This window comes from Rhodococcus sp. 05-2255-1e, from assembly GCF_002259025.1.
GTDB classification, from domain to species: Bacteria; Actinomycetota; Actinomycetes; order Mycobacteriales; family Mycobacteriaceae; genus Rhodococcoides; species Rhodococcoides fascians.
In genome coordinates this window covers 312,352-337,926 of sequence record NZ_NOZE01000009.1, presented here as the reverse complement: position 1 = coordinate 337,926, position 25,575 = coordinate 312,352, and the positions used below count along the sequence as shown (strand labels likewise).

Sequence of the window (25,575 nt, the reverse complement as noted above, 5' to 3'; positions counted from 1 at the left end):
AGTCGATGTGCTCAATAGGGCAACGCCGCGGACGCGGCCGTCCCGATGCGACCGACAGTGTCGTGCAAGGCGCATACCGACACCGCCACTCCGCCGCTCTGTACGTGGTCGAGGTTCTCGAAACCGATCCACGGCCCCACCGGAAGACGGCTGCAGTAGAGGGTCACGTCAGCGTTGATGTACGCCAATCGATCCGCGCCCATGTTGGTGAAGGGACTGACCCAGTCCGCCGCAGCCGCCAACGTCCCGAACGGGGTGTCCCGCCGGCCCTCCAGCAGCTCGCACGTCTCGCGGAACCAGGAGAAGCGACGGCCGTCGACCGACTCGTCGACGCGACGTACCTCCCCGAAATGTCGTGGAGCCACCCGAGTCGGCGGACCGACCACCTCAGGGGAGGGGGCGGTGTAGTACTCGGGTACCCATACGACGTCGGGACCGGGCGGACCGGACCGCAGAATCTGCACCGTCGCCAACGCGACCGGGACATCGCCGGAGCTCACGGTCACCTCGACCACGATCAACCGCTTGCCCTCGCGGCGGACGACCGTGTCGATCGTCAACGGAGACATGGGGATCGGCCGGAACAGATCGGTCGTCATCCGCGCCGGATGCAGATCGGCCCCCAGGTGCCGTCGTTCGACCTCGTGGGCCATCAAACCCGAGACCAGCCGACCGTGAACGAGATCCTCGGACCATGGACTGCGAGCATGAGCGCGCGGGACGAACACGCCGTCGACGGACTCGAAGAATGCTGCACCCGACGAGGAGGATTCGGATCGGGTCGACACTGCCCTGTCGGCCTGTGCCGTTGTGTCGATCATCGGATTTCCACCGTTCCCCGGTCGATCACCGTCGTGCCGTCGTCGAGTGCGGTTCGGAAACGGATCCCGTCCGCGGTGTCCCACAGGGAGACTGTCACGTTCTGACCTGGGTACACGGGGTGGGTGAAGCGCCCAGCCATCGACCGAAGTCGCGTGGGATCCGAGCCGCACAGTTCGTGCAGCAATGCCCGACCGGTGACACCGTATGTACAGAGTCCGTGCAGGATCGGCCGCGCGAAACCCGCCCGCGCGGCGAACTTCGGATCGGAGTGCAACGGGTTCCTGTCGCCCGAAAGCCGATAGAGCAGAGCCTGTTCCGGGCGGGTGGAGTACGTGACCTGCGAGTCGGGCGTTCTCTCGGGCATCGGAGCCGCAGAAGTCGACGATCCCCGACGGCCACTGCCACCCTCCCCGGTGATGAACACCGAGGAACGAGATGTCGCCAGGACCGCACCGGTTTCCGCGTCGCGAGCCTCGGCGCCACTGACCACCAGAGCCCCCGATCCCTTGTCCTCGATCGCAGTCACGGTGGACGTGACGTCGACACAGCCCTCCACCGGAAGGGTTCCGAAGAGCTCGAAGGCCTGTTCGGCGTGGACCAGCTTGGCCGGGTCGAAATCACCGAGTGTGCGGCCCGACGGGGCCTGAGTGGCCAACACCGCGAAGGTCGGGAGCACCGATTGCTCGATGCCGGAGGAGTTCTCGGTCGTGAATGCCGATTCGTCCAGCGCCGAGTCCTGACCGGCTCCCACCCCGACCGCATACAGGAGCGCGTCTTTCGACGTCCAGGCCTTGCGCGTCGGCGGGCTCGGTATTCCGATGACGCCCTGGTCGAGTGTCATCAGGGCACCTGCTCGGGGACGCGCCCGTTCATGGCGGCGTTGTCCGCCGCCTCCGACACCAGGCGGGGAATCACCTCACCGAGCTCACCCGGTGCCCATTTGGCACCTTTGTCCATCTCGGGACCGGACTTCCAGCCCTCGGCAACACTGATCAATCCTCCCCGCACGTTGAACACTCGCCCGGTGATGCTTCGCGACTGCTCACTTCCCAGCCACACCACGAGTGGTGAGATGTTCTCCGGTGCAGCCGCATCGAACTCCCCCGGCTCAGGAGCAGAGCGCGAAAGGTTGCCGTTCAAATTCTCGGTCATTCGGGTCAGCGCGGCCGGAGCGACGGCGTTGACCGTCACGCCGTACCTCGCCAACTCCATCGATGCGATGATGGACAGGCTTGCGATACCCGCCTTGGCTGCACCGTAGTTACCTTGCCCGATATTGCCGTAGATCCCCGACGACGACGTCGTGTTGATCACCCGTGCGTCCACCGCGGATCCGGACTTGTGTTGCGTCTTCCAATGATTCGAGGCGTGATGCAGCGTCAGGAAGGTGCCCCGTAGGTGCACTCTGATGACGTCGTCCCATTCTGCGACGGTCATGTTCGTGATCATGCGGTCGCGCAGGATCCCGGCGTTGTTCACCAGTACGTGCAGGTCCCCGTAGTGCTCGATGGTGCTCTCGATCAGACGTCGTGCGCCGTCGTCGTCGGAGACATCGGACCCGTCCACCCGGGCCTGCCCGCCGGCAGCACGAATCGTCTCCACGACCTCGCCGGCCGGCCCCTCGGCGCTTCCCGATCCATCCACCTCTGCACCGATGTCGTTCACCACCACCGACGCGCCCTCCTTCGCGAACTCGATCGCGTGAGCTCGGCCTATCCCGCGGCCGGCTCCGGTCACCACGACCACGCGGCCGTCACAGATTCCCGTCATGACACTGCCTCCGTCTCGTTACCCGTCTCCGACCACGTGATCAGAGCATCGAGTGCCTCGCATTCGCTTCCGCGAACCATCAGCGGATTGATCTCCAAGGCCTGCAGCCGATCCCCCAGTCGATAGGCGACGTCGCCGATCTGGGCCACGCACGTCGCGAGCGCGTCGATGTCCACCGGTTCGGACCCTCGGGTTCCGCGCAACAGGGCTATTCCGCGCAGGCTTTCGATCGCATCGCGAACGTCGTCCACGCCGACCGGCAACACCCGGATCGCCGCGTCCGCCAACACCTCGACCCACACACCGCCCAGACCTACTGCCAACGTCAGGCCCCACACCGGATCGCGGACCACGCCGACGAGCATCTCCAGGCCGTTCGACGGCCGCTGCGGTTGTATCAGCGCCGCAGCCCCGGTGGCGCCTGCATCGGCGAGTGTGGCGAGCACCGAGTTGTAGGCCTCGGCCACATCTTCCGCCGATCGTAAGTCGAGGCGAACACCACCGATGTCGCTCTTGTGGCCGAGTCCGTCGGCGACCGCCTTGAGGACCACCGGATACCCGTAAGCGGCTGCACACTCCTGCGCTTGTTCCACCGATCCGACCGGACTCGAGGGAACCATCGGTATTCCGTTGCGGGAAAGCAATTCCGAAGACCGGTACTCGGTCCATACGCCGGCCGGCTCGGTTTCGAAATCCACCGGAACGACGAAGGGATCGAGCTCGGCCGGCTTCGAGGATGCGGCTCCTCGAAGCGCAGACCACCGAACTGCATTGCCCAGAGCGGTCAAACCGTGTTCGATTCCACCGACCACGTGCGGGAACTCGGTGGCGTCGGCGACCGATCTGCCGTAGTCGGTGACGTCTGTCAGCACGGTACTCAGAACCACGGTGGGTACGGCGGTCTCACGAATGTTGCGGGCGGACTCGCCATAGGCGGTCAGCGTCAGCGACGGGTCGGCGGCCTGTACCCGCGGCAGTTCCGAAAGCAGTACTGCAAAGTCCACATTGGGATCTCGCGCCACCACTGCGAGCGAGCGCCGCATCAACGTGCGGTCGATGACGACGTAACCGGTCACGTCGAGTGGGTTCTGCACAGTCGCGAACGCAGGCACGATCTCACCGAGTGCTGCAGTGGTCTCCTCCGAGAACCCTGGCAGCACCAGTCCCTCGTCCTCCGCACGATCGGCGATGATCTCCGAGGCTCCACCCGACGGCGTAACCACCCCCATTCGCGGCCCCGGCAGGCCACCACCGAGGCCGGCCATGAGACCGGCGGTGGTGATCAGATCCTCGAGCGAGCGGACCCGGATGACACCCATCTGCTCGAAGGCGGCGTCGATGACGGCGTTGTCACCCACCAGAGCCCCCGTATGCGCGAGGGCAGCACGGGCACCGAGCACACTGCGGCCGATCTTCAGAGCGACGATCGGTTTGCCGGCATGCAAGGCGCGCAGAGCAATCCGACGGAATTCGACCGGGTCACGGACGGACTCCAAGAACAATGCAATGACCGAAGTGTTGGGATCGTCGACCAGGTAGTTCATGACGTCGGTGACCGACATCAGGGATTCGTTGCCCATGGCGGTCAGGAAGCTCACCCCGACGTTCCGCGACTGGGCGAACTGCAGAACCGAACTCGCCAACGCCCCGCTCTGCAGTACGAAGCCGACCGTTCCTTGGATCAGCGGTCGACCTATCGGCAGACCGTACGGCGTGATGTTCTCGGCGGCATTGATGAATCCGTTTCCGTTCGGCCCGAGGACGGTCAAGCCGCTCGATCGTGCGAAATCGATGATCTCGTCTTCCATCTGCTGCCCGGCGGGGCCGGTCTCGCCGAAACCCGCAGTGAGGATGACCGCGGACCGAACGCCGCATTCGACCGCTGCACGCAGGGTCGGCAGCACCACGGTGGTGGGAACCATCACGAAGATCAGGTCCACCACCTCGGGCAGGCCTGCAATCGAGTCGAATGTTCTCTCTCCGTGCACGATCGGACTGGTCGGATTGACGAGGTAGACGCTTCCCCCGAATCCGGAGTCCTTGATGTTCTGGTAGGTGTTGAGCGACCACGGTGACTTGTCCGTGGCTCCGATCAGTGCGATGGATCGGGGTTCGAACAGTGTGCGTAGGTCCATGCCCTGAACTGTCGCTTTGGTCATGAAGAATCCTGTCATCGAGTGACTACGAGTTGTGAGCCAGCATGGCTGTGGTCAGTGTCCGAAGCCGTCGGAATTGACATATCCCTTGATCAGATTTCGAGCGATGGTTCGCCGCTGGATCTCGTCGGTCCCCTCGAAGATGCGCAGTAGTCGCAACTCGCGGTACCAGCGCTCGATCGGGAGTTCCTTCGTGTAGCCCATTCCGCCGTGAATCTGCAGCACACGGTCGACGACGTTGTTGGCCATGATGCTGCCGTGCAACTTGGCGACCGAGGAGACGTGGCGGGCGTCGACGCCCTGCGCGACCGTCCACGCCGCCCGTAGCGTCAGCAACTTGCTCGATTCGATTTCCACGTGCGAGTCCGCGATCTGCCACTGAATGGCTTGATATTCGGCGATGGGATGTCCCATGGACACTCGATTCTTGGAGTGTTCGATCGCCATGTCCAGCAAGCGCTCGGCCGAGCCGATCGCACGGGCCGGAATCATGTACCGCCCTTGACCGATCCAACTCATGGCTAGATCGAAACCCTTGCCGACCTCGCCGAGAACATTGCTCTCGGGTACCCGAACGTCGACGAACGACAGCGCAGCAGGACCCCACTGACCCATGGTGGGGATAGGAGTCGATGTCCACCCCATGTCGCGGTCGACGATGAAGCATGTGACGCCGCCGTTGGCCCCCTTCTCTTTGTCGGTCACCGCGAAGACCATGACGAAATCGGCTTCGTTACCCCCGGTGATGAAAATTTTCTCACCGTTGATGACCCAGTCCGACCCGTTCTTGACCGCGCGAGTCTTGATGCTGCGGGCGTCGGAGCCGGCTCCGGGCTCGGTGATGGCGAAGCACGATCGGCGCTCGCCAGCGATCGTCGGGATCAGGTATCTCTGCTTCTGCTCCTCGTTGGCACCGTAGAGAATGTTGTCGGCCGAACCACCGAAGGAGAACGGTACGAAAGTGCGGCCGGCCTCCGCAGCGATGATTGCGCTCATGACGGGGCCGAGATTCGCGCCACCGTATTCCTCCGGAGTGTTGATTCCCCAGAATCCCGACTTCTTGGCTTTCTCCCGCAATGCTTTGATCTCGCCGTCGGGCAAACCGGGTCGGCCCTCACGTTCGTTCCTGAGGACCTCGTTCTCCAGGGGGAAAACTTCCTTCTCCAGGAATGCACGCACCGACTTGCGCATCAATTCCTCTTCTTCGTTCAGGGCGAAATCGACCATGTTCTGACTTCCTTTCGATCGGTGACGAGGACGCGCGCAGCGCATCCAGAATGCGATTCTAGAACTGAAATCTAGCAAATCGTGACCGACGCGCACCTCGATTGTCAAGACCCCCATGTCCGGTTCATACCAATTCGGCCGAACCCTTGACAGTCCTGACGTTTTAGAACATCCTTCTAGAAATCGCCTGCCACACAGGCACCGACCACCAGCGAAGTCTCGACGGCCCACCCTCCCAGTCGATCTGGGAACGCTGCGGCTTCGCCGCCCGACCGGGACGTGGTCCGCTGCATCGAATTGGAGGGCCAATGCCGGCCAGGCCGCTGTTCACCGCCGCAGTCTCGATTCTCACCGTCTGCCTACTCGGCACCGGCTGCGCGGGAATCGACCAACAAACGTTCGATCCGAATGCCTTGGATCGCGACGCCGAAGTCGTCTACGGACAGATCGTGGTGCCCAGCAGCCTGGACCCACATCGTGGAGTCACCGAAAACGACCTACCACTGCTCGCGGTCATCTACGATCGAATCACCGACGTCGACACCGACGGCAACCCGATTCCGATGCTCGCCGAGAGCTGGGCACTCGACGAGTCCAGTAAGACGTTCACGCTCGTAATGCGGTCGGATGCAACATTTTCCGATGGCACTCCTGTCGACGCACCGGCTGTCAAGGCCAACTTCGAACGGATCCTGACCGACCCGCAATCGACGATCAGGGGACAGATCGCCACGACGATCGGTTCGGTGGACGTCCTCGACTCACGCACCGTTCGGCTCAATCTGGTCGGACCGGGTGGAGCGCTCCCCACGCTGCTCGCCTCACGTCCGGGAATGCTCGTATCGCCGGCCGCACTGGCCAACCCGGACCTCGATCAAAACCCCGTCGGTGCCGGAGCATTCACGATGACCCGCTCCATCCCAGGAACCGCGTACTACTTCGAGCGCCGACAGGACTACTGGGACGACGACGCGTACCGATTCAGCAATCTGACCTTTCTCATCCAGCTAGATACGGCTACTCGCATGAACTCGCTGCAGGCAGGCGAGTCCACGATGACCGGTGTAGTGGGTCCGCAGAAGGAAGAAGCCGCGGCAGGCGGACTTCAAGTGTTCACCTCCTCCGGCGCAAGTACCAGCATGGCTCGAATTTCTCTGAACACCGAACGGAGTGAATTCGCCAAGAAACAAGTGCGCCAAGCGATGAATCTCGCGATCGATCGTGAAGCGATATCGAGGGTGCTGTATTCGGGCGATTGCATCCCCGGGGCTCAGCCTTATCCCGAGGGGTACTTTGCGCACAGCGACGAATTGGACGATTCCGGTTGGTCGTCCTACGACCCCGATCGCGCCCGAGAGCTACTCGCCGAGGCCGGACTGCCGAACGGGTTCACCTTCACCGCAGCCGTTCCCAGCCTGTCGATCTACCAGAACAATGCGCAGGTCGTTCAACAGAATCTCGCCGACGTCGGCATCGACATGCGGATCGAGGTGATGGACGCGACCCAGGCGAGGGCGCGATTCGTCACCGGCGATGCAGACGCGCTGGTCGGGCAGTACGGCGGCGGAACCGACCCCGGCCTTTATGTCCAGTCCGCCTATATGTCCGGGGGTGGCGACAACCCCGGCAACCTCTCGACTCCCGAGATGGCCGAGCTGTTCGCCGAAACAGCCCGCTCCACCGACGTCGAGCAACGCTCGGCAGCGTACGCGGATCTGCTCGCCGAGGCCTTCGACATGGGGCCCGCCCAGATCGTTCTCTGCCACTCCGTCGCGTCGGTCGCTACGCAGGGGAATCTCGCCAACTACGAGTTCTACAAGACCGGTGGAACCGGCCTACGAACCCTCGACATCAGCAAGTAGCTGTCCGCCGCGTACGAAGAAGAGGTGATCGAATTGTGTTGATCTTCATGGTCAAACGAATTCTTGCAGCCATTCCAGTCCTGTTCATCGTCACGATACTGAGCTTTTCGATGATTCATCTGATCCCCGGTGATGCGGCGGTGGTCGCGGCCGGGGATGCAGCCACCGCCGAACAGATCGCAGCCACCAGGAGCCAACTCGGCCTCGACGAGAACATCGTCGTGCAGTACTTCGGCTGGATCGGTAACCTGCTGACCGGCGACCTGGGCACCTCGTTGCTGAGCAGCCACCGCAACATCGATGCCATTCTGGAGGCACTTCCGGTCACGTTGTCCCTGGCCTTCGTTGCACTGTCCTGGTCACTCGTCGTCGGCGTCCTCGCGGGCGTCTTTGCCGGACTACGCAGAGGCACCTGGATCGACCGGACACTGACCGGCCTGACGACACTGGGCATCTCGATGCCGAGCTTCTGGCTCGGCCTGTTGTTCGTGACCTTCTTCTCGCTGCAACTCCGACTCTTCCCCGCCACCGGGTACTCCCCGCTCAGCGACGGATTCTTCGCCTGGTTCGCCCATCTCGCGCTGCCCGCCTTCGCACTGGGTACCGTCACCGCCGCGGAGATCGCCCGCCAGGCTCGTGCCGGCGTCATCGACGTCCTCGAGCGGGACTACATCCGAACGGCAACAGCCAAGGGACTACCCCGGTGGAAGGTGGTCGTCAAGCACACGGCCAAGAACGCCGCCATACCGGTCGTCACCGTCTTCGGGCTGCAAGCTGCAGCACTTGTCGGCGGTGCGGTGATCATCGAGCAGGTCTTCGGAATGCCTGGATTGGGTTCGGTAGCGCTCAAGGCGATTCTCGAACGAGACTTCCCCGTCATCCAAGCGTTCGTCGTAGTCATCACGTTGTTCGTATTGCTGATCAATCTGGCCGTGGACATCTCCTACGCGTACTTCAACCCGAAAGTCAGGCAGGCATGACCATCAGTCGTTCGGTACCGCGCGTTGCACCGGGTGTCCGCAGAACTGTGGGCGCACCGATCGGCGCAGTGCATTCCAATCCTGCGCCGCCGTCTCCCGGACGGGTCTTCGTCCGTCGAATCCTCAAGTCCCGCACCAACGTGGCCTGCCTGATCTTTCTCGGACTGCTGGCGGTGGTGGCCGTAGCTGCACCGTGGATCGCCCCCTACGATCCCGCTTACCAGAAGTTGGCCTCGGCGTTTCTTCCCTTGTTCTCGGACAACCACCTGCTCGGGACCGATCAGCTCGGACGAGACACCCTCAGTCGACTCATCTACGCGACGCAGATATCACTGGTCGCACCGCTGATCGCAGTCGGATTCGCCGCTGTCACCGGCTTGCCGCTCGGCTTGCTGGCCGGGTACCTCGGGGGCAAATTCGACTGGATCGCAGGACGAGTGGCCGACGCCCTCATCGCATTGCCCGCACTGGTTCTCGCGCTCGCGATCATCGCGATCTTCGGCCCCGGATTGACCAACGCGATGCTGGCGGTGGGAGCGGCCACCGCGCCTCGACTGTTTCGCGTGGTCCGCGGCGCTGCCATGAACGTTCGAGAAGAGACCTACATCGAGGCCAGCAAGGTGGTCGGATGTTCCACCGGGCGAACCGTTCTGGTCCACGTGTTACCCAATGTGAGGTCTCCCCTCCTGGTGCAGCTGACCCTGATGCTGTCGCTGGCGCTGCTTGCCGAGGCGGGCCTGAGCTTTCTCGGTCTCGGCGTGCAACCACCGACCGCGAGCTGGGGCTCGATGCTGCGCGGCGCATTCGACAACAGATTCCAGAGTCCCTGGATGGTGGTGCCGCCCGGGCTTGCCATCATGCTGACGATTCTGTCCCTCAACATGCTCGGCGACGGCATTCGCGACGCCGTCGGACAGGAACGGAGAAAGGCATGACCGCACTCGATATGAGGGACGAACGGCTCGAAACGGACAGCCTGCTCTCGATCCGGGATCTACAGGTGGAGTTTCGCACCGAGAGCGGCTGGACACCCGTTGTTCTCGGCGGAAGGCTCGATCTCGGGCGCGGTGGAACGCGGGCGCTGGTCGGCGAATCCGGCTCGGGCAAAACCGTGACCGCCCTGTCGATCCTCCGCTTACTGCCGGACAACAGTCGAACAACACACGGGCACATCGACTTCTGCGGTGCAGATCTTCTGACGAAGTCCGAGCGACAGATGCGCGCGATCCGCGGCCGTGAGATCGCGATGATCTTCCAAGAGCCGATGACGAGTCTGAATCCGGTGTTCACCGTCGGCGAGCAGATCGCGGAAACGGTACGTACCCACTTCGGCAAGTCCAGAAAGCAAGCGTGGGACCGCGCCGTCGAGGTGCTCGACCTCGTCGGGATACCCGCTGCAGCCAGACGGGCCAAGGACTACCCACACAGCTTCAGCGGGGGAATGCGTCAGCGGGCGATGATCGCGATGTCGATCGCCTGCGATCCGAAACTTCTCATCGCCGACGAACCGACCACTGCCCTCGACGTCACGGTCCAAGCGAGCATTCTTCAACTGCTGCGCAGGCTGCAGGAGGATATGGGCACCGCCGTCCTGCTCGTCACCCACGACCTCGGCGTCGTGGCCGACTTCTGCGACGAGGTGACGGTGATGTATGCCGGCGAACCCGTCGAAATCGCCCACGCGGATGCGCTGTTCACGCGGCCCCTGCATCCGTACACCGCAGCCCTGCTCGAGTCGTTGCCTCAACGCATCGAACCGGGAAACGACCTCGTTGCGATACCCGGAATGGTGCCTCGGCCGGACAACATGCCATCCGGCTGCCGGTTCAGCCCACGATGCACCTATTCGATTCCGGGACTCTGCGATTCGGATCACCCGCCGCTCGTTGCGATGGACGACGAACGAAGTACCCGGTGCATCCGCATCGTCGACGGCACCGTGACGACGCTGGTGCCCGAAATTCCCACTCCGCAGTCCGACATGTCGGCGGACAGAACGACGATGGTCGACTCCGAGAGGAAAGGTCAACTGTGACCACCACCGAAAAGCCGGTCCTGTTGGACGTCGTCGGCCTGTCCAAGTCCTTCGTGCGCTCACGCGACCTGCTCGGCCGACCACGCGAGACCGTCCGAGCGGTTCGAGACATCAGTCTTACTGTGCGGCAGGGCGAAACTCTGGGGATCGTCGGCGAGTCGGGATCGGGAAAGTCCACTCTCGGTAGATCCATTCTGAGGCTCGAGACGCCCGAAAGCGGCAAGATCGTCTACGGCGGCGACGACCTCCTGACTCTCGGCCGTAGGGCCATGCGCAGGAAGCGTCGAGATCTCCAGATGATCTTTCAGGATCCGTTCGCCTCACTCGACCCCAGCAAGACGGTGGGAACCTCGATTTCCGAGCCCCTGCGGATCTACGACCACGCCGATCGATCCTCGTGCGAGGCGAAAGTCGCCGAGCTGTTGTCCAAGGTCGGCCTACGCAGCGATTTCGCCGCGCGCTACCCCGCCGAGATGTCCGGCGGACAACGTCAGAGGGTGGCGATAGCCCGAGCGCTGGCGTTGGACCCCAAGATGATTATCGCGGACGAGGCGGTCTCGGCGCTCGATGTGTCGACGCAGTCCGAGGTGATCAATCTGCTGGTGCACCTGACCGACGAATTCGATCTCACGTGTATCTTCATCTCTCACAATCTCAGTGTGGTTCGACATATCAGCGACCGAATCGCCGTGATGTACCTGGGACGGATTGTCGAAATAGGCTCCGCAGCACAGGTGTACGACCGTCCTTCACACCCGTACACCAAAGCATTGTTGTCGGCCATCCCGGTTCCCGACCCGTCGATCCAACGGGCACGCCCCAGAACGATCCTCGAGGGCGACTCCCCCGATCCGGCCCATCCACCTGCCGGGTGCGCCTTCGTCTCGAGATGTCCGTACGCGATGGACCTGTGCCGACAGGTGGAGCCGATGCTCGAGCAGCATGGAGACGGTTCGATGTCCGCATGCCACCTGGTCGATTCAATGGAACCTCAACCAGTTGGAGCCGGCCCGGAGAACTACTGATTTGCCCGCTTGTCGACCGTGGCATCGCGACCTCGATCACCACCGCGTCGCTGCGTGCTGTGGTGTCTGCCCTGAACCGCGCACTGAAGTAACTTCGCTGCTCGACGACACGCCGCTCACCTTCCGGGGTGGGCGGCGTGTTGCGTTGTCGAGCCCTCACGAAACGAAAGCGGGCGCGGTCGACGTGGGGCTCACTGGGATTTCCGGTCGACGAAAGGGACCAAAGACCCGTGTGCACGGGGTGCCGCAAATGCCACACTGAATCAGCCGTCGGGGCACCTTAGAGAATGGAAGTTCGCCATGGATTCTTTCTGGGATTTTCTTTGGCTTCTCATCGTCGGGTTCGCCTTCGTGGCCTACCTCATGGTGATGTTCTCGATCATCGGAGATCTTTTTCGGGACCACAAGACATCCGGGTTCGTCAAAGCCCTGTGGGTGCTCTTCCTCATCGTTGCGCCGTTCCTCACCGCGCTGGTCTACCTCATCGTGAACGGCAGCAACATGGCCAAGCGTCAGGTTGCCGCCCTGCAGCACGCACAGGACCAGCAGGAGGAGTACATCAAGCACGTCGCCGGTCGATCTGCGTCCGAAGAGATCGCACACGCAAAGGCGTTGCTGGACAACGGAACCATCGATCAGGACGAGTTCACGACGCTGAAGGCCAAAGCGCTGTCCTGAACGTCGCTTCCGCTCCGAACGCATCGAGCACAGCGGCGATCGCGGGTAGTCGCCGCGCATCCGTCCTCGTCGCGAGTTCGTAGATTCGCCCGGCTCGAACGCCGGCGAGCTCTCGACGTACCAGGCCCGGATGCACAACGGCGTAGCGCGGCATCAACGCCACTCCGTGCCCGGCCGCGACGAGTGTTTCGGTCACTCGAAAGTCGTTGATGCGTTGGACAACTCGCGGCTGAACTCCGGTCACCGAGGCCACGGAAAGCAACACGTCGTCGACCGGAAAACCGCCGCGAACGCTGATCCACCGCTCGTCGATCAAGTCTCGCAGATCGATCGAGCCTTGCTGCGCCAGTGCGTGATCGAGAGGCAACACCAGATCGATGGGCTCGCGCATCAGGGTCGTCACCTCGATCCGTGGACCCGCCGTCGACGGAGCTCGGTCGTCCCGGTGGGTGAGCACCACGTCGTAATCGGCGAGTAGCTCGGGCACAGAGGAGGCGGGCAGGTCCTCGTCGCGCGCATCGATGTCGACGTCCGAGTCCGCCAACCGCGTCAGGACCCCGGGAAGCAGCAGTGCCGCACCCGACGGGAACAGGGCAACTCGGACGCGTCCCCGCGGAGACGCTCGATAGCGATCCATTTCTGCTGTGGCGCGGGCGAGGGCAGCGAGAACCTCGTCGGTTCTGAGTACCAGTGCCCGCCCGGCGTCGGTGAGGCGCAGCCGACGCCCGTCCGGTTCGAGCAATGTCACGCCGGCCTCGCGCGCCAGCAACTTGAGCTGTTGAGACACCGCCGACGGAGTCATCGACATCGCCTCGGCGACCGATGCAACGGTTCCGCGGTCGGCAAGCTCGGCGAGGATCCGGAGCCGCTCCACGTTCATACAGAAAATCTTAACTGTTGGTGCGGATATATTCGATTGTGCTGATTGTTTGCACCCGTCACGATAAATGGCATGACCACACGCGACCGCCTCCTCGGACTGACTGTCGCCGTTCTGTGGGGACTGAACTTCCTCGCCATCCGCGTTGGTCTCGACCATTTTCCGCCCTTCTTCTTCGCGGCACTGCGTTTCCTGGTCATTGCCATCCCGGTCGTGATGTTCGTTCCGCGACCGAAGGTGCCCCTGAAATGGTTGTTGCTCTACGGCTTCGGCTTCGGTTTCCTGCAGTTCGCCTTCCTGTTCGCGGCGATGGCGGCAGGCATGCCCACGGGATTGGCGTCGCTCGTGCTGCAGTCGTCGGCCCCGTTCACCGTCGTTCTCGGCGCGCTGCTGCTACGCGAACACGTGAGCCGCAGGCAGGCGATCGGCATCGGCGTGGCCGTCCTCGGCATGGTTCTCATCGGGTGGGATCGCGCCCAGAACGCCACCCTGCTTCCTGTCGTCCTCACCCTGCTCGCCGGTCTGGGCTGGGCCTTCGGCAATCTCGGAAACCGACTGGCCAAATCCGACTCCCCGATGACACTGATGCTGTGGATGACCGTCGTACCGCCGGTGCCGATGTTGGCGCTGTCGGCGGTCGTCGAGGGCCCGAGCACGGGCTGGCACGCGCTGGCCGACTCGTTCGGATCGCAGGGCTGGCCCGGTCTGGTCGCGTTGGCGTACATCGTGATTCCCGCCACGATCGTGGGCAGCGGCCTGTGGAGCATCCTGATGAGCCGCAACCCGGCCGGTCTCGTCGCACCGTTCTCGCTGCTGGTTCCCGTCGTCGGTATCGCGGGTGCCTGGGCGTTTCTCGACGAAACCCCGTCGCTGTTGGCCCTGCTCGGCGGAGCGATCGTCATCGGCGGCTGCCTGGGCGGAATGGCTGCCAGGAAGCCTGCCCCAGTTCTGGAGAAAGTACCGGTATGAGGACGGGAGTGGAGCCTGCGGAATGACCCAGGGGTAGCGGGAGTGGAGCCTGCGGAATGCCCCAGGGGTAGCGGGAGTGGAGCCTGCGGAATGACTCAGGGGTAGCAAGCGTCGACGTGAAACTGCACGCTCTTCTGTGCCAGACTCGGCGGATGGCTGAACTGGGTGAGCGCAGACGTATTGGCGCCCGTGGCCGCGTGGCATTACGCGCGGCGGAGCTGGCGACGTGGGCGTCCCGCAAGGCGGGCCGAGGCAAGGGCTCGATGATCGGTGGTCTGGTCGCGCTCAAGATCGATCCGACCATTCTGGGCGGCCTGGGCCGTGGGCGACGCACCGTCATCGTCACCGGCACCAACGGCAAATCGACTACGACGCGGATGACGGCCGCAGCACTGGCCACTCTCGGCGACGTCGCCACCCAGGCCGACGGAGCGAACATGGATGCCGGCATCGTCGCGGCATTGCACGCTCATTTCGACGCGGAGCTGGCGGCCCTGGAGGTCGACGAACTCCACGTCCCCCACGTTTCCGACGCGGTCGATCCAGCGGCGATCGTGCTGCTGAATCTCAGCCGCGACCAGCTCGACCGTGTCGGCGAGATCAATATGATCGAGCGAGCCCTGCGCGCCGGGTTGGCCCGTCATCCCGACACCGTCGTCATTGCGAACTGCGACGACGTCCTCGTCACCTCGGCGGCATTCGATGCGCCGAAAGTCGTGTGGGTCGCCGCGGGCGGCGGCTGGGCCGGCGACTCCGTCAGCTGCCCGCATACCGGCGAACCCATCGTCTGGGACGGCGAGCACTGGTACAGCACCGGAAGCGATTTCAAGCGTCCGACGCCGGATTGGTGGCTCGACGACGAGAATCTCTACGGCCCCGATGGGCTCGTTCTACCGATGACATTGGCGCTGCCGGGAAAGGCCAACCGCGGCAACGCAGCTCAGGCCGTGGCCGCAGCCGTCACTCTCGGCGCAGCACCAGCCGACGCCGTCGCTGCCGCATCGGGAGTCGACGAGGTGGCCGGACGCTACTCCACCGTCCAGTACGGATCGCATTCCGTCCGAATGCTTCTGGCCAAGAATCCCGCCGGTTGGCAGGAAGCGCTGTCGATGATCGACCCCACGTGCGACGGTCTCGTCATCGCCGTCAACGGGCAAGTTCCCGACGGTGAAGACCTGTCGTGGCTGTGGGACGTGCGTTTCGAGCACTTCGAGGACGTTGCTGTCGTCGCGGCCGGCGAACGCGCGACCGACCTGGGCGTCCGCCTGCTCTACGCAGGTTCGCAGCACACCACCATCGCAGATCCGTTGCAGGCCATCGCATCCTGCCCGCCGGGACGCGTCGAAGTGCTGGCCAACTACACCGCGTTCCGCGATCTCGGTCGCGCACTGGCACGGGAGACCAAGGATGTCTGAGTCCACCGTTCGCATCGGCCTCGTTCTGCCCGACGTCATGGGCACCTACGGCGACAACGGCAACGCCCTCGTTCTCCGCCAGCGACTGCGGATGCGAGACATCGACGCCGAGGTCGTGCACATCACGCTCAACGATCCGGTCCCGGATTCGTTGGACGTGTACACCCTTGGTGGAGCAGAGGATTCGGCTCAGCGCCTCGCGACGCGTCACCTCACCCGATACCCGGGCCTGCAGAACGCAGCTGCTCGCGGTGTGCCGGTACTCGCTATCTGCGCCGCGATCCAGGTGCTCGGGCACTGGTACGAGACCTCCGCAGGCGAACGCGTCGACGGCATCTCCCTCTTCGACGTGACCACCGCGCCCCAGGCCACCCGATCCATCGGTGAAGTCGTCACCGAACCCACGCTCGACGGTCTCACGCAGAAGCTCAGCGGATTCGAGAATCACCGCGGCGGAACGACACTCGGGCCTGATGCGGCACCACTCGCCAAGGTCACGCACGGGGTGGGTAACGGTGTCGGCGACGGACGTGAAGGCGTCGTGCAGGGTTCGGTGCTGGGCACCTACATGCACGGGCCGGTACTCGCCCGAAACCCGGAGTTGGCGGACTACCTACTCGAACGGGCGCTGGGCACTACTCTCGCTCCCCTCGACCTCCCCGAGGTCACGCAACTCCGCAGGGAGCGGCTCCGCCGCACGTGAGTGAAACTTCGTAGCCCACTACGATTTTCCACTCACGACGTGCACCGTTCACAGGGGTACGACGAGTCGTTCCATCCCTCCCTGACCAGCACCTCGCGGACTTCGCGGTACACACCGCACGGGTCTTCGGTCACTTCGTGCCAGCCGTACATCAGCCGCGGCAGGTTCCGTAGTTCCGCGGCATTGTCGCGTCGTCGATCGCGAAAACGCCGCTGCTTGGCGGAGTGGAAAGCCTGGCCGTCCAGCCTGACGATGAGGTCGCATATTTCGTAACGAATGTCCTCGAAGAGCTGACGGCCGTCGACGAAGACCGGTGCCTGTCGCTTCCCGGCCGGAAGTCCGTGCGCCTGTTCGACATCGAGCACGTAGCGGTGCTCCAGCGCAGAATGGACCCCGTCGCGCATGAGAGCCAACGTGTGCAGAATCGCCTTCAGGTAGCGCATCGGCCGTCGGACCTCGATCTTGCGCGTCATTGCCGCGACGTTCACGCCGCCCGATGACATCGCTGAAACCAGCGTGATCACCGCCTGCCTCGACGACGGTTCTGCGACTGTCAGATCCAGCACCGTGTCGGCAGCGCTCGTTCGCGCCGGATTCGTCTCGACGCCGATGTGGCTCATGGCTCGGGAACGGTGCACGATCACGCCGGGATGAATTTGTTCATTGCTCTTCGACGTGAAGTTCTGCTTGGCGTGTCGCATTGTCGGCGGCCTGCTGATTGCCGAGCACCCGTAGGGAACGGTGAGATGAACCGGCCCAGAACCGACCCGACGCCACCCCCACTCCTCAGCGGCGGTGGTGTGGCTGAGCAACGCTCCCCGGCCCGCGAACAACAATGCCGCCGACAGCTGCATCTCACGAGTCAGCGGCCCGTTGGTCACCGATATGACTCCGCGAAACACCCTGAGCCACTGCCCAGTTTCCACACAGTGGTCGATGGAGTCCTTGTTGACCCCGTTCTCGTGCATTTGCTTCGTGGTGATGATTCCGTGCTGATCGTCCAGTAGTCGCTGCCAGGCACCCGCCGGTCTCGTCCTCATGTACCTCAGGATGGCCGGTTTACGGTGACCGCGTCAGAATCTATCCACAGGCTGTGGATAGACCGGGTCGTGAGTGGAAACTCGACCCCTGCTACGAACTTCCACGCACGTGCGGCGAAGCCGCTCTCACATACGACGCCTACCGGTGAGAGCTCGGCCGAGTGTCAGTTCGTCGGCGAATTCGAGGTCTCCGCCCATCGGTAGGCCGGAGGCGAGACGGGTGATGGCGAGACCGGGGAAATCGCGCATCATCCGGACGAGATACGTCGCCGTTGCTTCGCCCTCGGTGTTGGGGTCGGTGGCAATGATGACCTCGGTGACGTCGACGCCGTCGTCCTGAGTTCCGACGCGGGTCAACAACTCTCGGATGCGCAGCTGGTCGGGGCCTACTCCGTTGAGTGGGTCGAGCGCTCCGCCGAGTACGTGGTATCGGCCTTTGAATTCGCGCGTACGTTCCACGGCCTGAACGTCTTTGGGCTCTTCGACGACGCAGATCATGGACCTGTCGCGTCGGGAGTCGGCGCAGATTCGGCACAGTTCCTTGTCCGATACGGTCCCGCAGACGATGCAGAACTGCACGCCGTCGCGGATGCGCTGTAGCGCGCGCATGAGGCGATCGACCTCGGGTGGCTCGACGGCCAGGAGGTGAAACGCTATGCGCTGAGCGCTCTTCGGACCGACTCCGGGGAACTTTCCCAGCTCGTCGATCAGATCCTGTACGGGACCTTCGTACACTCGTCTCGCCTAGAAGCCGGGTAGTCCGAGGGAGCCGCCGCCGAGACCGCCTGCGAGGGGGCCGAGCTTCTCGCTCGCTACGTTCTGCGCTGCCTTCGACGCGTCGGCGATGGCACCGATCACCAGGTCCTGCAGTGTCTCGACGTCGTCGGGATCGACGATCTTGGGGTCGATGGTCAGTCCGACCACTTCGCCCGTTCCCTTGACGGTCGCCACGACGAGTCCGCCGCCGGCCTGGCCGGTGACCTCGGTTTCGGCGATCTCCGCCTGTGCCGCCATCAGTTGCTGCTGCATCTGCTGAGCCTGCTGCAGAATCGAGGCCATGTCGGGCTGTTCACCGGGTTGCACTGTGCCGTCCTCTCGCGTGGGTCTAAGCGACCTCCAGCGTAGTCGCACGGTGTCGGACGACGTTCGGCCGCACGATCGGGTTCGACACTCGGCTGAGGTTCCGTCAGTTCTGAGCCCACGTAGCCTGAGGGCATGAACGCGCCGGCGAGCTCGACCCCTCGCAAGCGCCGAGTGACTCCCGAAACCATGGCAGAGGCAGGCATCGCCCTGACGCTGCCCAAGGTGACGGTGAAGTCGGTCGCCGACGCGCTGGGCGTGTCGATCGTCGCGATCTACAACAACATCGACGGCCCGACCGCGCTCAAGGCCCTGGTCGCCGAGGAGATCCTGCGACGATGGTCACCGCCGCTCCCCGGAGACGACGAGTCGATGCACGACGCGTTACTGGGACTCTCGTCCGCACTGCGGGTGCTCGTACTCGAGAACCCGGGCATCGCCGCGTATTTGATCGGACTGACTCCCAGTTCCATCGACGCCCTTCGGATGGCCGACACCGTGCAGACCCGATATCGAGTGCGCTACGAACTGACTTCCAAGCAGGCGACGTGGGCTGTCATCACCGTCAGCGAACATGCACTGGCGTTGGCGCAGATGGTGTACAACGCCGATCGCCGCGACCGTCAGTACGACGACGCGATCGCGGCGCGCACCGACCTCGACACCCTGCCGGGGGCCTACGACACGATCGACCGTGGACCCGACGGGATGTTTCTGTGGTCGATGCGCACCGTGGTGGTCGGCACGTTGGCGTTGATCGAAGAGCCGGATTTCGAGCGGGTCTAGATCAACTCGCGGCGCAGGTTGTCGAGGGTCGCGGCCTGGATCTTCTTCAATCCGAGGGGCGCGAACGTCTTCTCGAAGAACCCGCCGATTCCTCCGGCACCCGTCCACTCGGTCGTCGTGGTGACGACGGTGCCGTTGCCTTCGGGGGCGACGGTCCAGGTGGTGACCATGGAGGAGTTGGCGTCGCGTTCGGTGATGGTCGAGCCGGAGACCGTGACGGAGGCGCTCACGTTGCGCACTCGCTTCTCGGTGGCCTGCAGGGTCCATTCGGCCACGGTGCCGTCGCCTTGTCCGCCCTGCACCACCCGGTAGTCGCGATACTGCTCAGGAAGGATGCGGGGCCGCACGGTTTCGTAGTCGGCGAGCGCGGCGAGCACCTGATCGGGTGTGGTGGCGATGGTGGCGGAACTGGATGCGCTGACCTGAGCCACGAGAACGTTCTCCTTCGAGTCGATTGGGGTTGCAATCTCCATCCTGCCTCGCGTCGCTCCCGATGTCGGCACTGCCGCCGAGGGTGTGTGAGGTGGTTCACATACGTTCAGTTGTCATCGAAAAACACATGCATGATGCAACCATTTGTCCGAATAGTTCTGTTTGAGCCGTCCGATTCGACAACAGTTGCGTGAAGTTTCACCGGACCGTCGGCAGCTTCGGTGGATACCGAGCAGTACGAGATATAGCGTCTACTCGTGGCTTCAGTGAATGCTCTTCTCGGACGACGGCCAGAACCGAGGGAGAGCGGTTACGCAGCGCATCGGTCGGGTGTCGAGAAGTTGCTTCGCAGCTATCGCGCAATACCGACCGACGCGACGGTGCGTCTGGCTAAGAAGACGTCCAACCTGTTTCGGGCCAGGACGACCTCGAAGACGCCGGGACTCGACGTCTCGGGATTGAGCAAGGTCGTCACCGTCGATGCCGCGGCTCGCACCGCCGACGTGGCGGGGATGTGCACGTACGAGGATCTGGTCGACGCGACGCTGCCCTACGGCCTCGCCCCTCTCGTCGTTCCGCAGCTCAAGACGATCACCCTCGGCGGCGCGGTCACCGGACTCGGCATCGAGTCGACGTCGTTCCGCAGCGGGCTTCCGCACGAGTCGGTACTCGAGATCGACGTCCTCACCGGTAGCGGTGAGATCATCACGGCAACACCCGAGGGCGAACACGCGGACCTGTACTGGGGCTTTCCCAACTCGTACGGCACTCTCGGCTACTCGACGCGGCTGAAGATCGAACTCGAGCCGGTACTTCCGTTCGTTGCTCTGCGCCACTTGCGATTCCACGATCTGGACACGCTTCAAACGACGATGGACACCATCGTCGCTCGGCGTGAGTACGACGGCATCGAAGTTCAGTACCTGGACGGCGTCGTCTTCAGCGCCGACGAAAGCTACCTCACTCTCGGGGTTCAGACCGACGAGCCCGGCCCCGTCAGCGACTACACCGGTGCCGACATCTTCTACCGCTCGATCCAGCATTCGTCGGACACTCCGAAGACCGATCGGCTCACCATCCACGATTACCTGTGGCGCTGGGACACCGACTGGTTCTGGTGCTCGCGTGCGTTCGGAACCCAGAACCCCCGGATCCGACGCTTCTGGCCGCGCAAGTACCGACGCAGCAGCTTCTACTGGAAGTTGATCGGTCTCGATCGCAAGTACGACATCGCCGATCGACTCGAGAAGCGCAAGGGAAATCCGCCGCGCGAACGCGTCGTACAGGACGTCGAGGTTCCCATCGAACACACCGCCGGCTTCGTACGCTGGTTTCTCGACGAGATTCCGATCGAGCCGTTGTGGTTGTGCCCCTTGCGTCTTCGCGAACCGGCCGCCCCCGGAGCCGATCCGTCCAGGCCGTGGCCGCTGTACCCGCTCGAGCCCAAGCGCACCTACGTCAACATCGGCTTCTGGTCGTCGGTGCCGATCGTGCCCGGTCGACCCGAGGGTGCCGCGAACCGCGCCATCGAGAAGAAGGTCACCGAGTTCGAGGGGCATAAATCGCTGTACTCGGACGCTTACTACACCGAGGATGAATTCGCCGTTCTCTACGGCGGCGAGAAATACAGAGAACTGAAGAAGAAATACGATCCCGAATCCCGATTGCTGGATTTGTACTCGAAGGCGGTGCAGCGCAAATGACGACGTTCAAGGACTCCGGCAATCGCACGGTGAACGGGCCACAGAAACTCAAGATCTCCGAGATCCTCGAGCTGATCTCCGACGGCAACATTCCCCTGCGTTTCACCGCGTACGACGGCAGCGTGGCCGGCCCCGAGGATGCCAAGATCGGCCTCAACCTCAAGAGCCCACGCGGAACTACCTATCTCGCAACAGCTCCCGGCGATCTTGGCATGGCCCGCGCCTATGTCTCCGGCGACCTGGAGGCCACCGGTGTTCATCCCGGTGATCCCTACGAACTGCTCGCGCTGATGGGCGACGAGCTCCATTTCCGCCGCCCGTCGGCCATGACCTTGACCTCGATCGCTCGGTCGCTCGGCTGGGACGTGCTGCGTCCCATCGCTCCTCCGCCCCAGGAGGCGATTCCGCGGTGGCGTCGCATCGCCGAAGGTCTGCGGCATTCCAAGACACGCGATGCCGAAGCGATCCACCACCACTACGACGTGTCCAACAGGTTCTACGAGATGGTCCTCGGTCCCTCGATGACCTACACCTGTGCGGCATTCGAGAACGTCGAGCAGTCTCTGGAGGCCGCGCAGGAGAACAAGTATCGGTTGGTGTTCGACAAACTGGGTCTGCAGCCCGGTGATCGCCTGCTCGACATCGGATGCGGCTGGGGTTCGATGGTGCGCTACGCAGCGCGACGCGGAGTTCAGGTCATCGGTGTGACTCTCTCGCAGGAGCAGGCCTCGTGGGCGCAGAAGGCCATCGAAGACGAGGGTCTTGCGGACCTCGCCGAGGTTCGCTTCTCCGATTACCGCGACGTGCCCGAGACGAATTTCGACGCGATCTCGTCGATCGGGCTGACCGAGCACATCGGTGTCGGCAACTACCCGGCGTACTTCACGTTCATCCAGTCCAAGCTGCGTGACGGTGGTCGACTGCTGAACCACTCGATCACCCGGCCCGACAACCGCGCGCACGCCAAGGCAGGCAGCTTCATCGACCGGTACGTCTTTCCCGACGGGGAACTCACCGGATCGGGTCGCATCATCACCGAGATCCAGGACGTCGGCCTCGAGGTCCGGCACGAGGAGAACCTGCGCGAGCACTACGCGCTGACCCTCGCCGGGTGGTGCCAGAACCTGGTGGACAACTGGGATGCGTGCGTCGCCGAGGCCGGCGAGGGAACCGCCCGTGTCTGGGGCCTGTACATGGCCGGGTCCCGTCTGGGATTCGAGCGCAATGTCGTTCAGCTGCACCAGGTTCTGGCGGTCAAGCTGGGACCGAAAGGTCAGGCCGACGTACCTCTGCGTCCGTGGTGGAACGGCTGAGCCTTGTGAGTGGAACTTCGTAGCAGGCTACGAAGTTCCACTCACATGGGAGCTAGCGACCGGTCGCCCGCAGGACGACTCGGGCGGTTTCGGCCGGCTGGTCCCAGTGCGGGAAGTGTCCGCATTTGTCGAACCAGTGCAGGGTGGCGTCGGGGAAACGCTGCATCGCCACCTCGGCCTGGCTGGGCGTCGTCACTTTGTCCTGACGGCCCCAGCCGATGAGTAGCGACCCCTGCAGGGAACCTTTCGGGGCACCCTGCTGCTTGGGCCCGTGAATCAGCGCCTTCCGCGCCGCATCGAGTGAGGGTGAAGTCTTGGCAGAGAAGCCCTTCAGCTCCCGTTCGACCAGTCCGCTCGGCAGTTTCCACGGCGCGGCCGAGAACTGCGCCAGCGCAGCGGTTCTCGTGATCGGATTTCCGGCCAGGAAGGGCACCAGCGGTTGCGCCCGCTTCATCAGCGCCAGCGATGCCGTGATGGTCGCCCCAAAAACCTTGACCTGACGGTCGTTCCAGAAGCCGCCCGGATCGAGGGCCACCATCGACCCACGGTGACCCCGGCGGGCCAGTTCGACGACCATCCGAGCGCCCATGGAGCTGCCGACGAGATCGACGTCGGATAATCCCTCGCTGTCGAGGTACGCGCGCAAGGCATCGGTCAACGACGCGATGGACACGTCGGCCAACGGCGGCGTCCGTCCGAACCCGGGCAGATCGAGGGCAATGACCTCGCGGTGTTCCGCAAGTGCCGGGACGATCGGATCCCAGTTGCGGTGCGAGGACCCGAGCCCGTGGACGAGGACCAGCGGCGACCCGCTGCCAGTTCTGACGTTGTACATACCCGCGTTGTACCCAGAGACCGGAAACCTACACTTTCGGGCTGTAGTGCGACGGGTGCGAGCGACGCTGTACCGGCGGCAGATTGCGGGCGGGCGTGTGCGCCAGAGGAGCCGATGCCGGCCTGCGGCCCGCGACGCGATCCCAGCCGGCCCGGGCGCGCGGATGGAGTCGGCGACGACGCGGCACCAGCCCGAACGCCAGGTTCACTGCCCTGCCGAACAGTGCGAACCGTCGTGCATCGCGCTCCGACCAGGTGTATCCCAGTAGCTCGCGGACGGGCGGGTCGTAGAGCCCGACGGTGATCCAGACGAACAACGATGCGACCGGGCGGCGCAGTACTGCCCACAGTCGTTCCGGTAGCCAGGACGCGTACGGAGGTGGTCCGAGCGCGGACAGATCCAGTACTCCGCGTGCGGCCATGTTGTCCTCCAACACGTTTCGGCACATACGATCCCAGTACCTCTGGAATTCGCTCCAGGTCTCGGGCACCGATCGCATGCTCATCCCGTAGAGCCGGTACCACTGCACGTGCTCGTCGAACAGTGTCTGCTTCTGATCCTCGGTGAGTCCGCCCATGAAGTTGTCCGCCGTGAGAACCGTGCCCATGAAGAACGTCGCGTGTGCCCAGTAGAAGGTGTCGGGATCGAGGGCGTGGTACGTGCGCCCTTTCGAGTCGATTCCCTTGATGTCGTTGTGGTAGCTGCGAACCTGGTGGGCGGTCTCCTCGGCGCGGTCGCCGTCGAACACCACTCCCCCGATCGGATACAGGGAGCGGTAGAGCCGCTGCCATCGCTCGTCGAAGAACGTCGAATGCTGTTCGACGCCCGCTCCGAGGCCCGGGTGCATGTTCTGCATCGACCCCGCCCACACGCCCTGCAGTATCCCGCGCCAGTCACCGAAGTACTTCCAGGTGAGCGAGTCGGGACCGAGTGGGACGGGTCGATCGAACTGACTACGCATGTTGTCAAAGTAGCCTCGACAACATGCGTAGTCAACAGTTGGAAGAGCGCAGATCCAAGCGATACGACGCGTTGCTCGATGCGGGGATCGAACTCCTCGGCGCGCAGGAGGGACCTGCGGTCAACGTGCGCGCCGTGTGCCGCGCAGCCGGACTCACCGAGCGCTACTTCTACGAGAGCTTCACCGATCGCGACACGTTCGTTCGCGCGGTCTACGCCTGGGTAGGGGCCCGAGCGCAGGAGGCCCTGGAGAACGCCGTCGCCGGAGCATCACCGAAGGACGCCGTGGCCGCGCCCGTCCGGGCGTTCGTCGAAATCGTCGTCGACGAGCCTCGGATGGGACGAGTGCTGCTGATCGCTCCGTTGGCCGAACCTGCGCTGAGCCGACGCGGACTCGACCTGCTGCCCGGGTTCGTCGAACTGGTTCGTGCCCGGCTACCCGAGTCCGCCGACCGGCAGCTCGTCGCCGTCGGAACCGTCGGCGCGTTGACGGCTCTGTTCATCGGTTTTCTGGACGGCACCCTCGACGCCACTCGCGACGCTCTCGTCGCGCACTGTATTCACATCCTCGAGCAGGCCGCCGTGCAAGGATGACGGCACCTACAGCCGAAGGAGCTCGTTCATGTCCGATCTCGACCAGTCGTTCGCCGATGCGCAGGTTGACGTCAAGAAGCTCACGTCCAAGCCGAGCAACGACGATCTGCTGCGCCTGTACTCGCTCTTCAAGCAAGGTTCGATCGGAGACGTGACGGGTAAGCGACCCGGACGGCTGGACATGGTGAATCGGGCGAAGTTCGATGCATGGGCGAAGCTCGAAGGTACGAGCCAGGATTCAGCGAAACAGCAGTACGTGGATTTGGTGACCGCGCTCCTCGCCGGCTGAGCCTTCGGGCTATTGTCGGTT

At 63.7% G+C, this 25,575-nt stretch carries 26 protein-coding genes; 14 read left to right on the top strand and 12 right to left on the bottom strand.

Going from position 1 to position 25,575, the window contains the following annotated elements; translation table 11 throughout:
- Nucleotides 1–11: 11 nt before the first annotated feature.
- From CH262_RS04900 to CH262_RS04880, 5 genes are read right to left on the bottom strand one after another with little or no spacing between them, the layout of a single operon-like run.
- Nucleotides 12–821, bottom strand: a complete 810-nt coding sequence (locus CH262_RS04900; protein ID WP_052056926.1) for an acyl-CoA thioesterase domain-containing protein — start codon at nt 819–821, stop codon at nt 12–14.
- Entirely contained in the window at nt 818–1,663 is an 846-nt protein-coding gene (locus CH262_RS04895; RefSeq protein ID WP_032385989.1) for a MaoC/PaaZ C-terminal domain-containing protein, read from the bottom strand. The genes CH262_RS04900 and CH262_RS04895 overlap by 4 nt, the downstream gene beginning before the upstream one ends.
- Nucleotides 1,663–2,592: an SDR family oxidoreductase gene (locus tag CH262_RS04890; protein WP_032385988.1), complete on the bottom strand. Its 930-nt coding sequence runs from the start codon at nt 2,590–2,592 to the stop codon at nt 1,663–1,665. Before CH262_RS04890 ends, CH262_RS04895 begins: the two co-directional genes overlap by 1 nt.
- Nucleotides 2,589–4,751, bottom strand: coding sequence for an acetate--CoA ligase family protein (locus CH262_RS04885; protein WP_032385987.1), 2,163 nt, complete (start codon nt 4,749–4,751; stop codon nt 2,589–2,591). Before CH262_RS04885 ends, CH262_RS04890 begins: the two co-directional genes overlap by 4 nt.
- A 51-nt stretch (nt 4,752–4,802) precedes the next feature.
- Entirely contained in the window at nt 4,803–5,975 is a 1,173-nt protein-coding gene (locus CH262_RS04880) for an acyl-CoA dehydrogenase family protein (RefSeq protein ID WP_032385986.1), read from the bottom strand.
- 308 nt (nt 5,976–6,283) lie between these two features.
- Between CH262_RS04880 and CH262_RS04875 the strand changes: the two genes are divergently transcribed.
- From CH262_RS04875 to CH262_RS04850, 6 genes are all read left to right on the top strand, one after another.
- A complete protein-coding gene (locus CH262_RS04875) occupies nt 6,284–7,837 on the top strand; it encodes an ABC transporter substrate-binding protein (RefSeq protein ID WP_052056924.1) in 1,554 nt (517 codons plus the stop codon).
- A 35-nt stretch (nt 7,838–7,872) separates the two neighbouring features.
- Nucleotides 7,873–8,817 carry an ABC transporter permease gene (locus tag CH262_RS04870; protein ID WP_032385985.1) on the top strand — a complete coding sequence of 315 codons (945 nt, stop codon included), beginning with the start codon at nt 7,873–7,875 and terminating at the stop codon, nt 8,815–8,817.
- On the top strand, nt 8,814–9,752 hold the full coding sequence (locus tag CH262_RS04865; protein WP_080731876.1) for an ABC transporter permease: 939 nt from the start codon (nt 8,814–8,816) through the stop codon (nt 9,750–9,752). Before CH262_RS04870 ends, CH262_RS04865 begins: the two co-directional genes overlap by 4 nt.
- Nucleotides 9,749–10,852: an ABC transporter ATP-binding protein gene (locus CH262_RS04860; RefSeq protein WP_230591105.1), complete on the top strand. Its 1,104-nt coding sequence runs from the start codon at nt 9,749–9,751 to the stop codon at nt 10,850–10,852. The genes CH262_RS04865 and CH262_RS04860 overlap by 4 nt, the downstream gene beginning before the upstream one ends.
- On the top strand, nt 10,849–11,877 hold the full coding sequence (locus CH262_RS04855; RefSeq protein WP_052056922.1) for an ABC transporter ATP-binding protein: 1,029 nt from the start codon (nt 10,849–10,851) through the stop codon (nt 11,875–11,877). Before CH262_RS04860 ends, CH262_RS04855 begins: the two co-directional genes overlap by 4 nt.
- A 300-nt stretch (nt 11,878–12,177) precedes the next feature.
- Entirely contained in the window at nt 12,178–12,555 is a 378-nt protein-coding gene (locus tag CH262_RS04850; RefSeq protein WP_027494525.1) for an SHOCT domain-containing protein, read from the top strand.
- On the opposite strand, the gene CH262_RS04845 is transcribed toward CH262_RS04850, so the two are convergent.
- Nucleotides 12,524–13,435, bottom strand: a complete 912-nt coding sequence (locus CH262_RS04845; protein ID WP_032384094.1) for a LysR family transcriptional regulator — start codon at nt 13,433–13,435, stop codon at nt 12,524–12,526. The two genes, CH262_RS04850 and CH262_RS04845, sit on opposite strands and share 32 nt — an antisense overlap.
- Before the next feature lie 72 nt (nt 13,436–13,507).
- Between CH262_RS04845 and CH262_RS04840 the strand changes: the two genes are divergently transcribed.
- From CH262_RS04840 to CH262_RS04830, 3 genes are all read left to right on the top strand, one after another.
- Nucleotides 13,508–14,404 (top strand): EamA family transporter, encoded by an 897-nt coding sequence (locus tag CH262_RS04840; protein ID WP_032364573.1) that lies wholly within the window; start codon nt 13,508–13,510, stop codon nt 14,402–14,404.
- A 152-nt stretch (nt 14,405–14,556) separates the two neighbouring features.
- Nucleotides 14,557–15,819 (top strand): Mur ligase family protein, encoded by a 1,263-nt coding sequence (locus tag CH262_RS04835; protein WP_094717364.1) that lies wholly within the window; start codon nt 14,557–14,559, stop codon nt 15,817–15,819.
- The gene (locus CH262_RS04830) at nt 15,812–16,522 is read left to right on the top strand and encodes a type 1 glutamine amidotransferase (protein WP_094717116.1); all 711 of its coding nucleotides are present in this window, start codon (nt 15,812–15,814) and stop codon (nt 16,520–16,522) included. The genes CH262_RS04835 and CH262_RS04830 overlap by 8 nt, the downstream gene beginning before the upstream one ends.
- A 32-nt stretch (nt 16,523–16,554) precedes the next feature.
- Here the strand turns inward: CH262_RS04830 and CH262_RS04825 are convergent, their stop codons facing one another.
- From CH262_RS04825 to CH262_RS04815, 3 genes are all read right to left on the bottom strand, one after another.
- A complete protein-coding gene (locus CH262_RS04825; RefSeq protein WP_094717114.1) occupies nt 16,555–17,562 on the bottom strand; it encodes a type IV toxin-antitoxin system AbiEi family antitoxin domain-containing protein in 1,008 nt (335 codons plus the stop codon).
- A gap of 126 nt (nt 17,563–17,688) precedes the next feature.
- Nucleotides 17,689–18,297 carry a recombination mediator RecR gene (recR, locus tag CH262_RS04820; protein ID WP_027494532.1) on the bottom strand — a complete coding sequence of 203 codons (609 nt, stop codon included), beginning with the start codon at nt 18,295–18,297 and terminating at the stop codon, nt 17,689–17,691.
- Nucleotides 18,298–18,306: 9 nt separating this feature from the next.
- Nucleotides 18,307–18,645 carry a YbaB/EbfC family nucleoid-associated protein gene (locus CH262_RS04815; protein ID WP_027494533.1) on the bottom strand — a complete coding sequence of 113 codons (339 nt, stop codon included), beginning with the start codon at nt 18,643–18,645 and terminating at the stop codon, nt 18,307–18,309.
- A 132-nt stretch (nt 18,646–18,777) separates the two neighbouring features.
- Here CH262_RS04815 and CH262_RS04810 point away from each other — a divergent pair, with 132 nt between their 5' ends.
- Entirely contained in the window at nt 18,778–19,428 is a 651-nt protein-coding gene (locus CH262_RS04810) for a hypothetical protein (protein ID WP_143547067.1), read from the top strand.
- Here CH262_RS04810 and CH262_RS04805 read toward each other — a convergent pair.
- The gene (locus CH262_RS04805) at nt 19,425–19,859 is read right to left on the bottom strand and encodes an SRPBCC family protein (protein ID WP_094717363.1); all 435 of its coding nucleotides are present in this window, start codon (nt 19,857–19,859) and stop codon (nt 19,425–19,427) included. The genes CH262_RS04810 and CH262_RS04805 overlap by 4 nt on opposite strands.
- Nucleotides 19,860–20,117: 258 nt before the next feature.
- Between CH262_RS04805 and CH262_RS04800 the strand changes: the two genes are divergently transcribed.
- Both CH262_RS04800 and CH262_RS04795 read left to right on the top strand, forming a co-directional pair.
- On the top strand, nt 20,118–21,563 hold the full coding sequence (locus CH262_RS04800) for an FAD-binding oxidoreductase (protein WP_179274913.1): 1,446 nt from the start codon (nt 20,118–20,120) through the stop codon (nt 21,561–21,563).
- Complete coding sequence (locus CH262_RS04795; protein ID WP_027494537.1) at nt 21,560–22,876, top strand: class I SAM-dependent methyltransferase; 1,317 nt, start codon at nt 21,560–21,562, stop codon at nt 22,874–22,876. Before CH262_RS04800 ends, CH262_RS04795 begins: the two co-directional genes overlap by 4 nt.
- Before the next feature lie 52 nt (nt 22,877–22,928).
- On the opposite strand, the gene CH262_RS04790 is transcribed toward CH262_RS04795, so the two are convergent.
- Nucleotides 22,929–23,711 carry an alpha/beta fold hydrolase gene (locus CH262_RS04790; RefSeq protein ID WP_094717110.1) on the bottom strand — a complete coding sequence of 261 codons (783 nt, stop codon included), beginning with the start codon at nt 23,709–23,711 and terminating at the stop codon, nt 22,929–22,931.
- Nucleotides 23,712–23,739: 28 nt separating this feature from the next.
- Nucleotides 23,740–24,672 carry an oxygenase MpaB family protein gene (locus tag CH262_RS04785; RefSeq protein WP_094717108.1) on the bottom strand — a complete coding sequence of 311 codons (933 nt, stop codon included), beginning with the start codon at nt 24,670–24,672 and terminating at the stop codon, nt 23,740–23,742.
- Between the two features lie 23 nt (nt 24,673–24,695).
- Here CH262_RS04785 and CH262_RS04780 point away from each other — a divergent pair, with 23 nt between their 5' ends.
- Nucleotides 24,696–25,265 carry a TetR/AcrR family transcriptional regulator gene (locus CH262_RS04780; RefSeq protein WP_094717106.1) on the top strand — a complete coding sequence of 190 codons (570 nt, stop codon included), beginning with the start codon at nt 24,696–24,698 and terminating at the stop codon, nt 25,263–25,265.
- 28 nt (nt 25,266–25,293) lie between these two features.
- Entirely contained in the window at nt 25,294–25,554 is a 261-nt protein-coding gene (locus CH262_RS04775) for an acyl-CoA-binding protein (protein ID WP_032364582.1), read from the top strand.
- The last annotated feature ends 21 nt before the right edge of the window (nt 25,555–25,575 follow it).

Bases quoted from the DNA above. Each gene is read 5' to 3' on its own strand.
- CH262_RS04775 (WP_032364582.1), top strand. From the start codon at position 25,294: ATGTCCGATCTCGACCAGTCGTTCGCCGATGCGCAGGTTGACGTCAAG.
- CH262_RS04900 (WP_052056926.1), bottom strand. From the start codon at position 821: ATGATCGACACAACGGCACAGGCCGACAGGGCAGTGTCGACCCGATCC.
- CH262_RS04825 (WP_094717114.1), bottom strand. From the start codon at position 17,562: ATGAGGACGAGACCGGCGGGTGCCTGGCAGCGACTACTGGACGATCAG.
- CH262_RS04790 (WP_094717110.1), bottom strand. From the start codon at position 23,711: ATGTACAACGTCAGAACTGGCAGCGGGTCGCCGCTGGTCCTCGTCCAC.
- CH262_RS04785 (WP_094717108.1), bottom strand. From the start codon at position 24,672: ATGCGTAGTCAGTTCGATCGACCCGTCCCACTCGGTCCCGACTCGCTC.
- CH262_RS04845 (WP_032384094.1), bottom strand. From the start codon at position 13,435: ATGAACGTGGAGCGGCTCCGGATCCTCGCCGAGCTTGCCGACCGCGGA.
- CH262_RS04865 (WP_080731876.1), top strand. From the start codon at position 8,814: ATGACCATCAGTCGTTCGGTACCGCGCGTTGCACCGGGTGTCCGCAGA.
- CH262_RS04795 (WP_027494537.1), top strand. From the start codon at position 21,560: ATGACGACGTTCAAGGACTCCGGCAATCGCACGGTGAACGGGCCACAG.
- CH262_RS04810 (WP_143547067.1), top strand. From the start codon at position 18,778: ATGAACGCGCCGGCGAGCTCGACCCCTCGCAAGCGCCGAGTGACTCCC.
- CH262_RS04875 (WP_052056924.1), top strand. From the start codon at position 6,284: ATGCCGGCCAGGCCGCTGTTCACCGCCGCAGTCTCGATTCTCACCGTC.
- CH262_RS04880 (WP_032385986.1), bottom strand. From the start codon at position 5,975: ATGGTCGATTTCGCCCTGAACGAAGAAGAGGAATTGATGCGCAAGTCG.
- CH262_RS04850 (WP_027494525.1), top strand. From the start codon at position 12,178: ATGGATTCTTTCTGGGATTTTCTTTGGCTTCTCATCGTCGGGTTCGCC.
- CH262_RS04885 (WP_032385987.1), bottom strand. From the start codon at position 4,751: ATGACCAAAGCGACAGTTCAGGGCATGGACCTACGCACACTGTTCGAA.
- CH262_RS04830 (WP_094717116.1), top strand. From the start codon at position 15,812: ATGTCTGAGTCCACCGTTCGCATCGGCCTCGTTCTGCCCGACGTCATG.
- CH262_RS04840 (WP_032364573.1), top strand. From the start codon at position 13,508: ATGACCACACGCGACCGCCTCCTCGGACTGACTGTCGCCGTTCTGTGG.
- CH262_RS04780 (WP_094717106.1), top strand. From the start codon at position 24,696: ATGCGTAGTCAACAGTTGGAAGAGCGCAGATCCAAGCGATACGACGCG.
- CH262_RS04835 (WP_094717364.1), top strand. From the start codon at position 14,557: ATGGCTGAACTGGGTGAGCGCAGACGTATTGGCGCCCGTGGCCGCGTG.
- CH262_RS04890 (WP_032385988.1), bottom strand. From the start codon at position 2,592: ATGACGGGAATCTGTGACGGCCGCGTGGTCGTGGTGACCGGAGCCGGC.
- CH262_RS04895 (WP_032385989.1), bottom strand. From the start codon at position 1,663: ATGACACTCGACCAGGGCGTCATCGGAATACCGAGCCCGCCGACGCGC.
- CH262_RS04860 (WP_230591105.1), top strand. From the start codon at position 9,749: ATGACCGCACTCGATATGAGGGACGAACGGCTCGAAACGGACAGCCTG.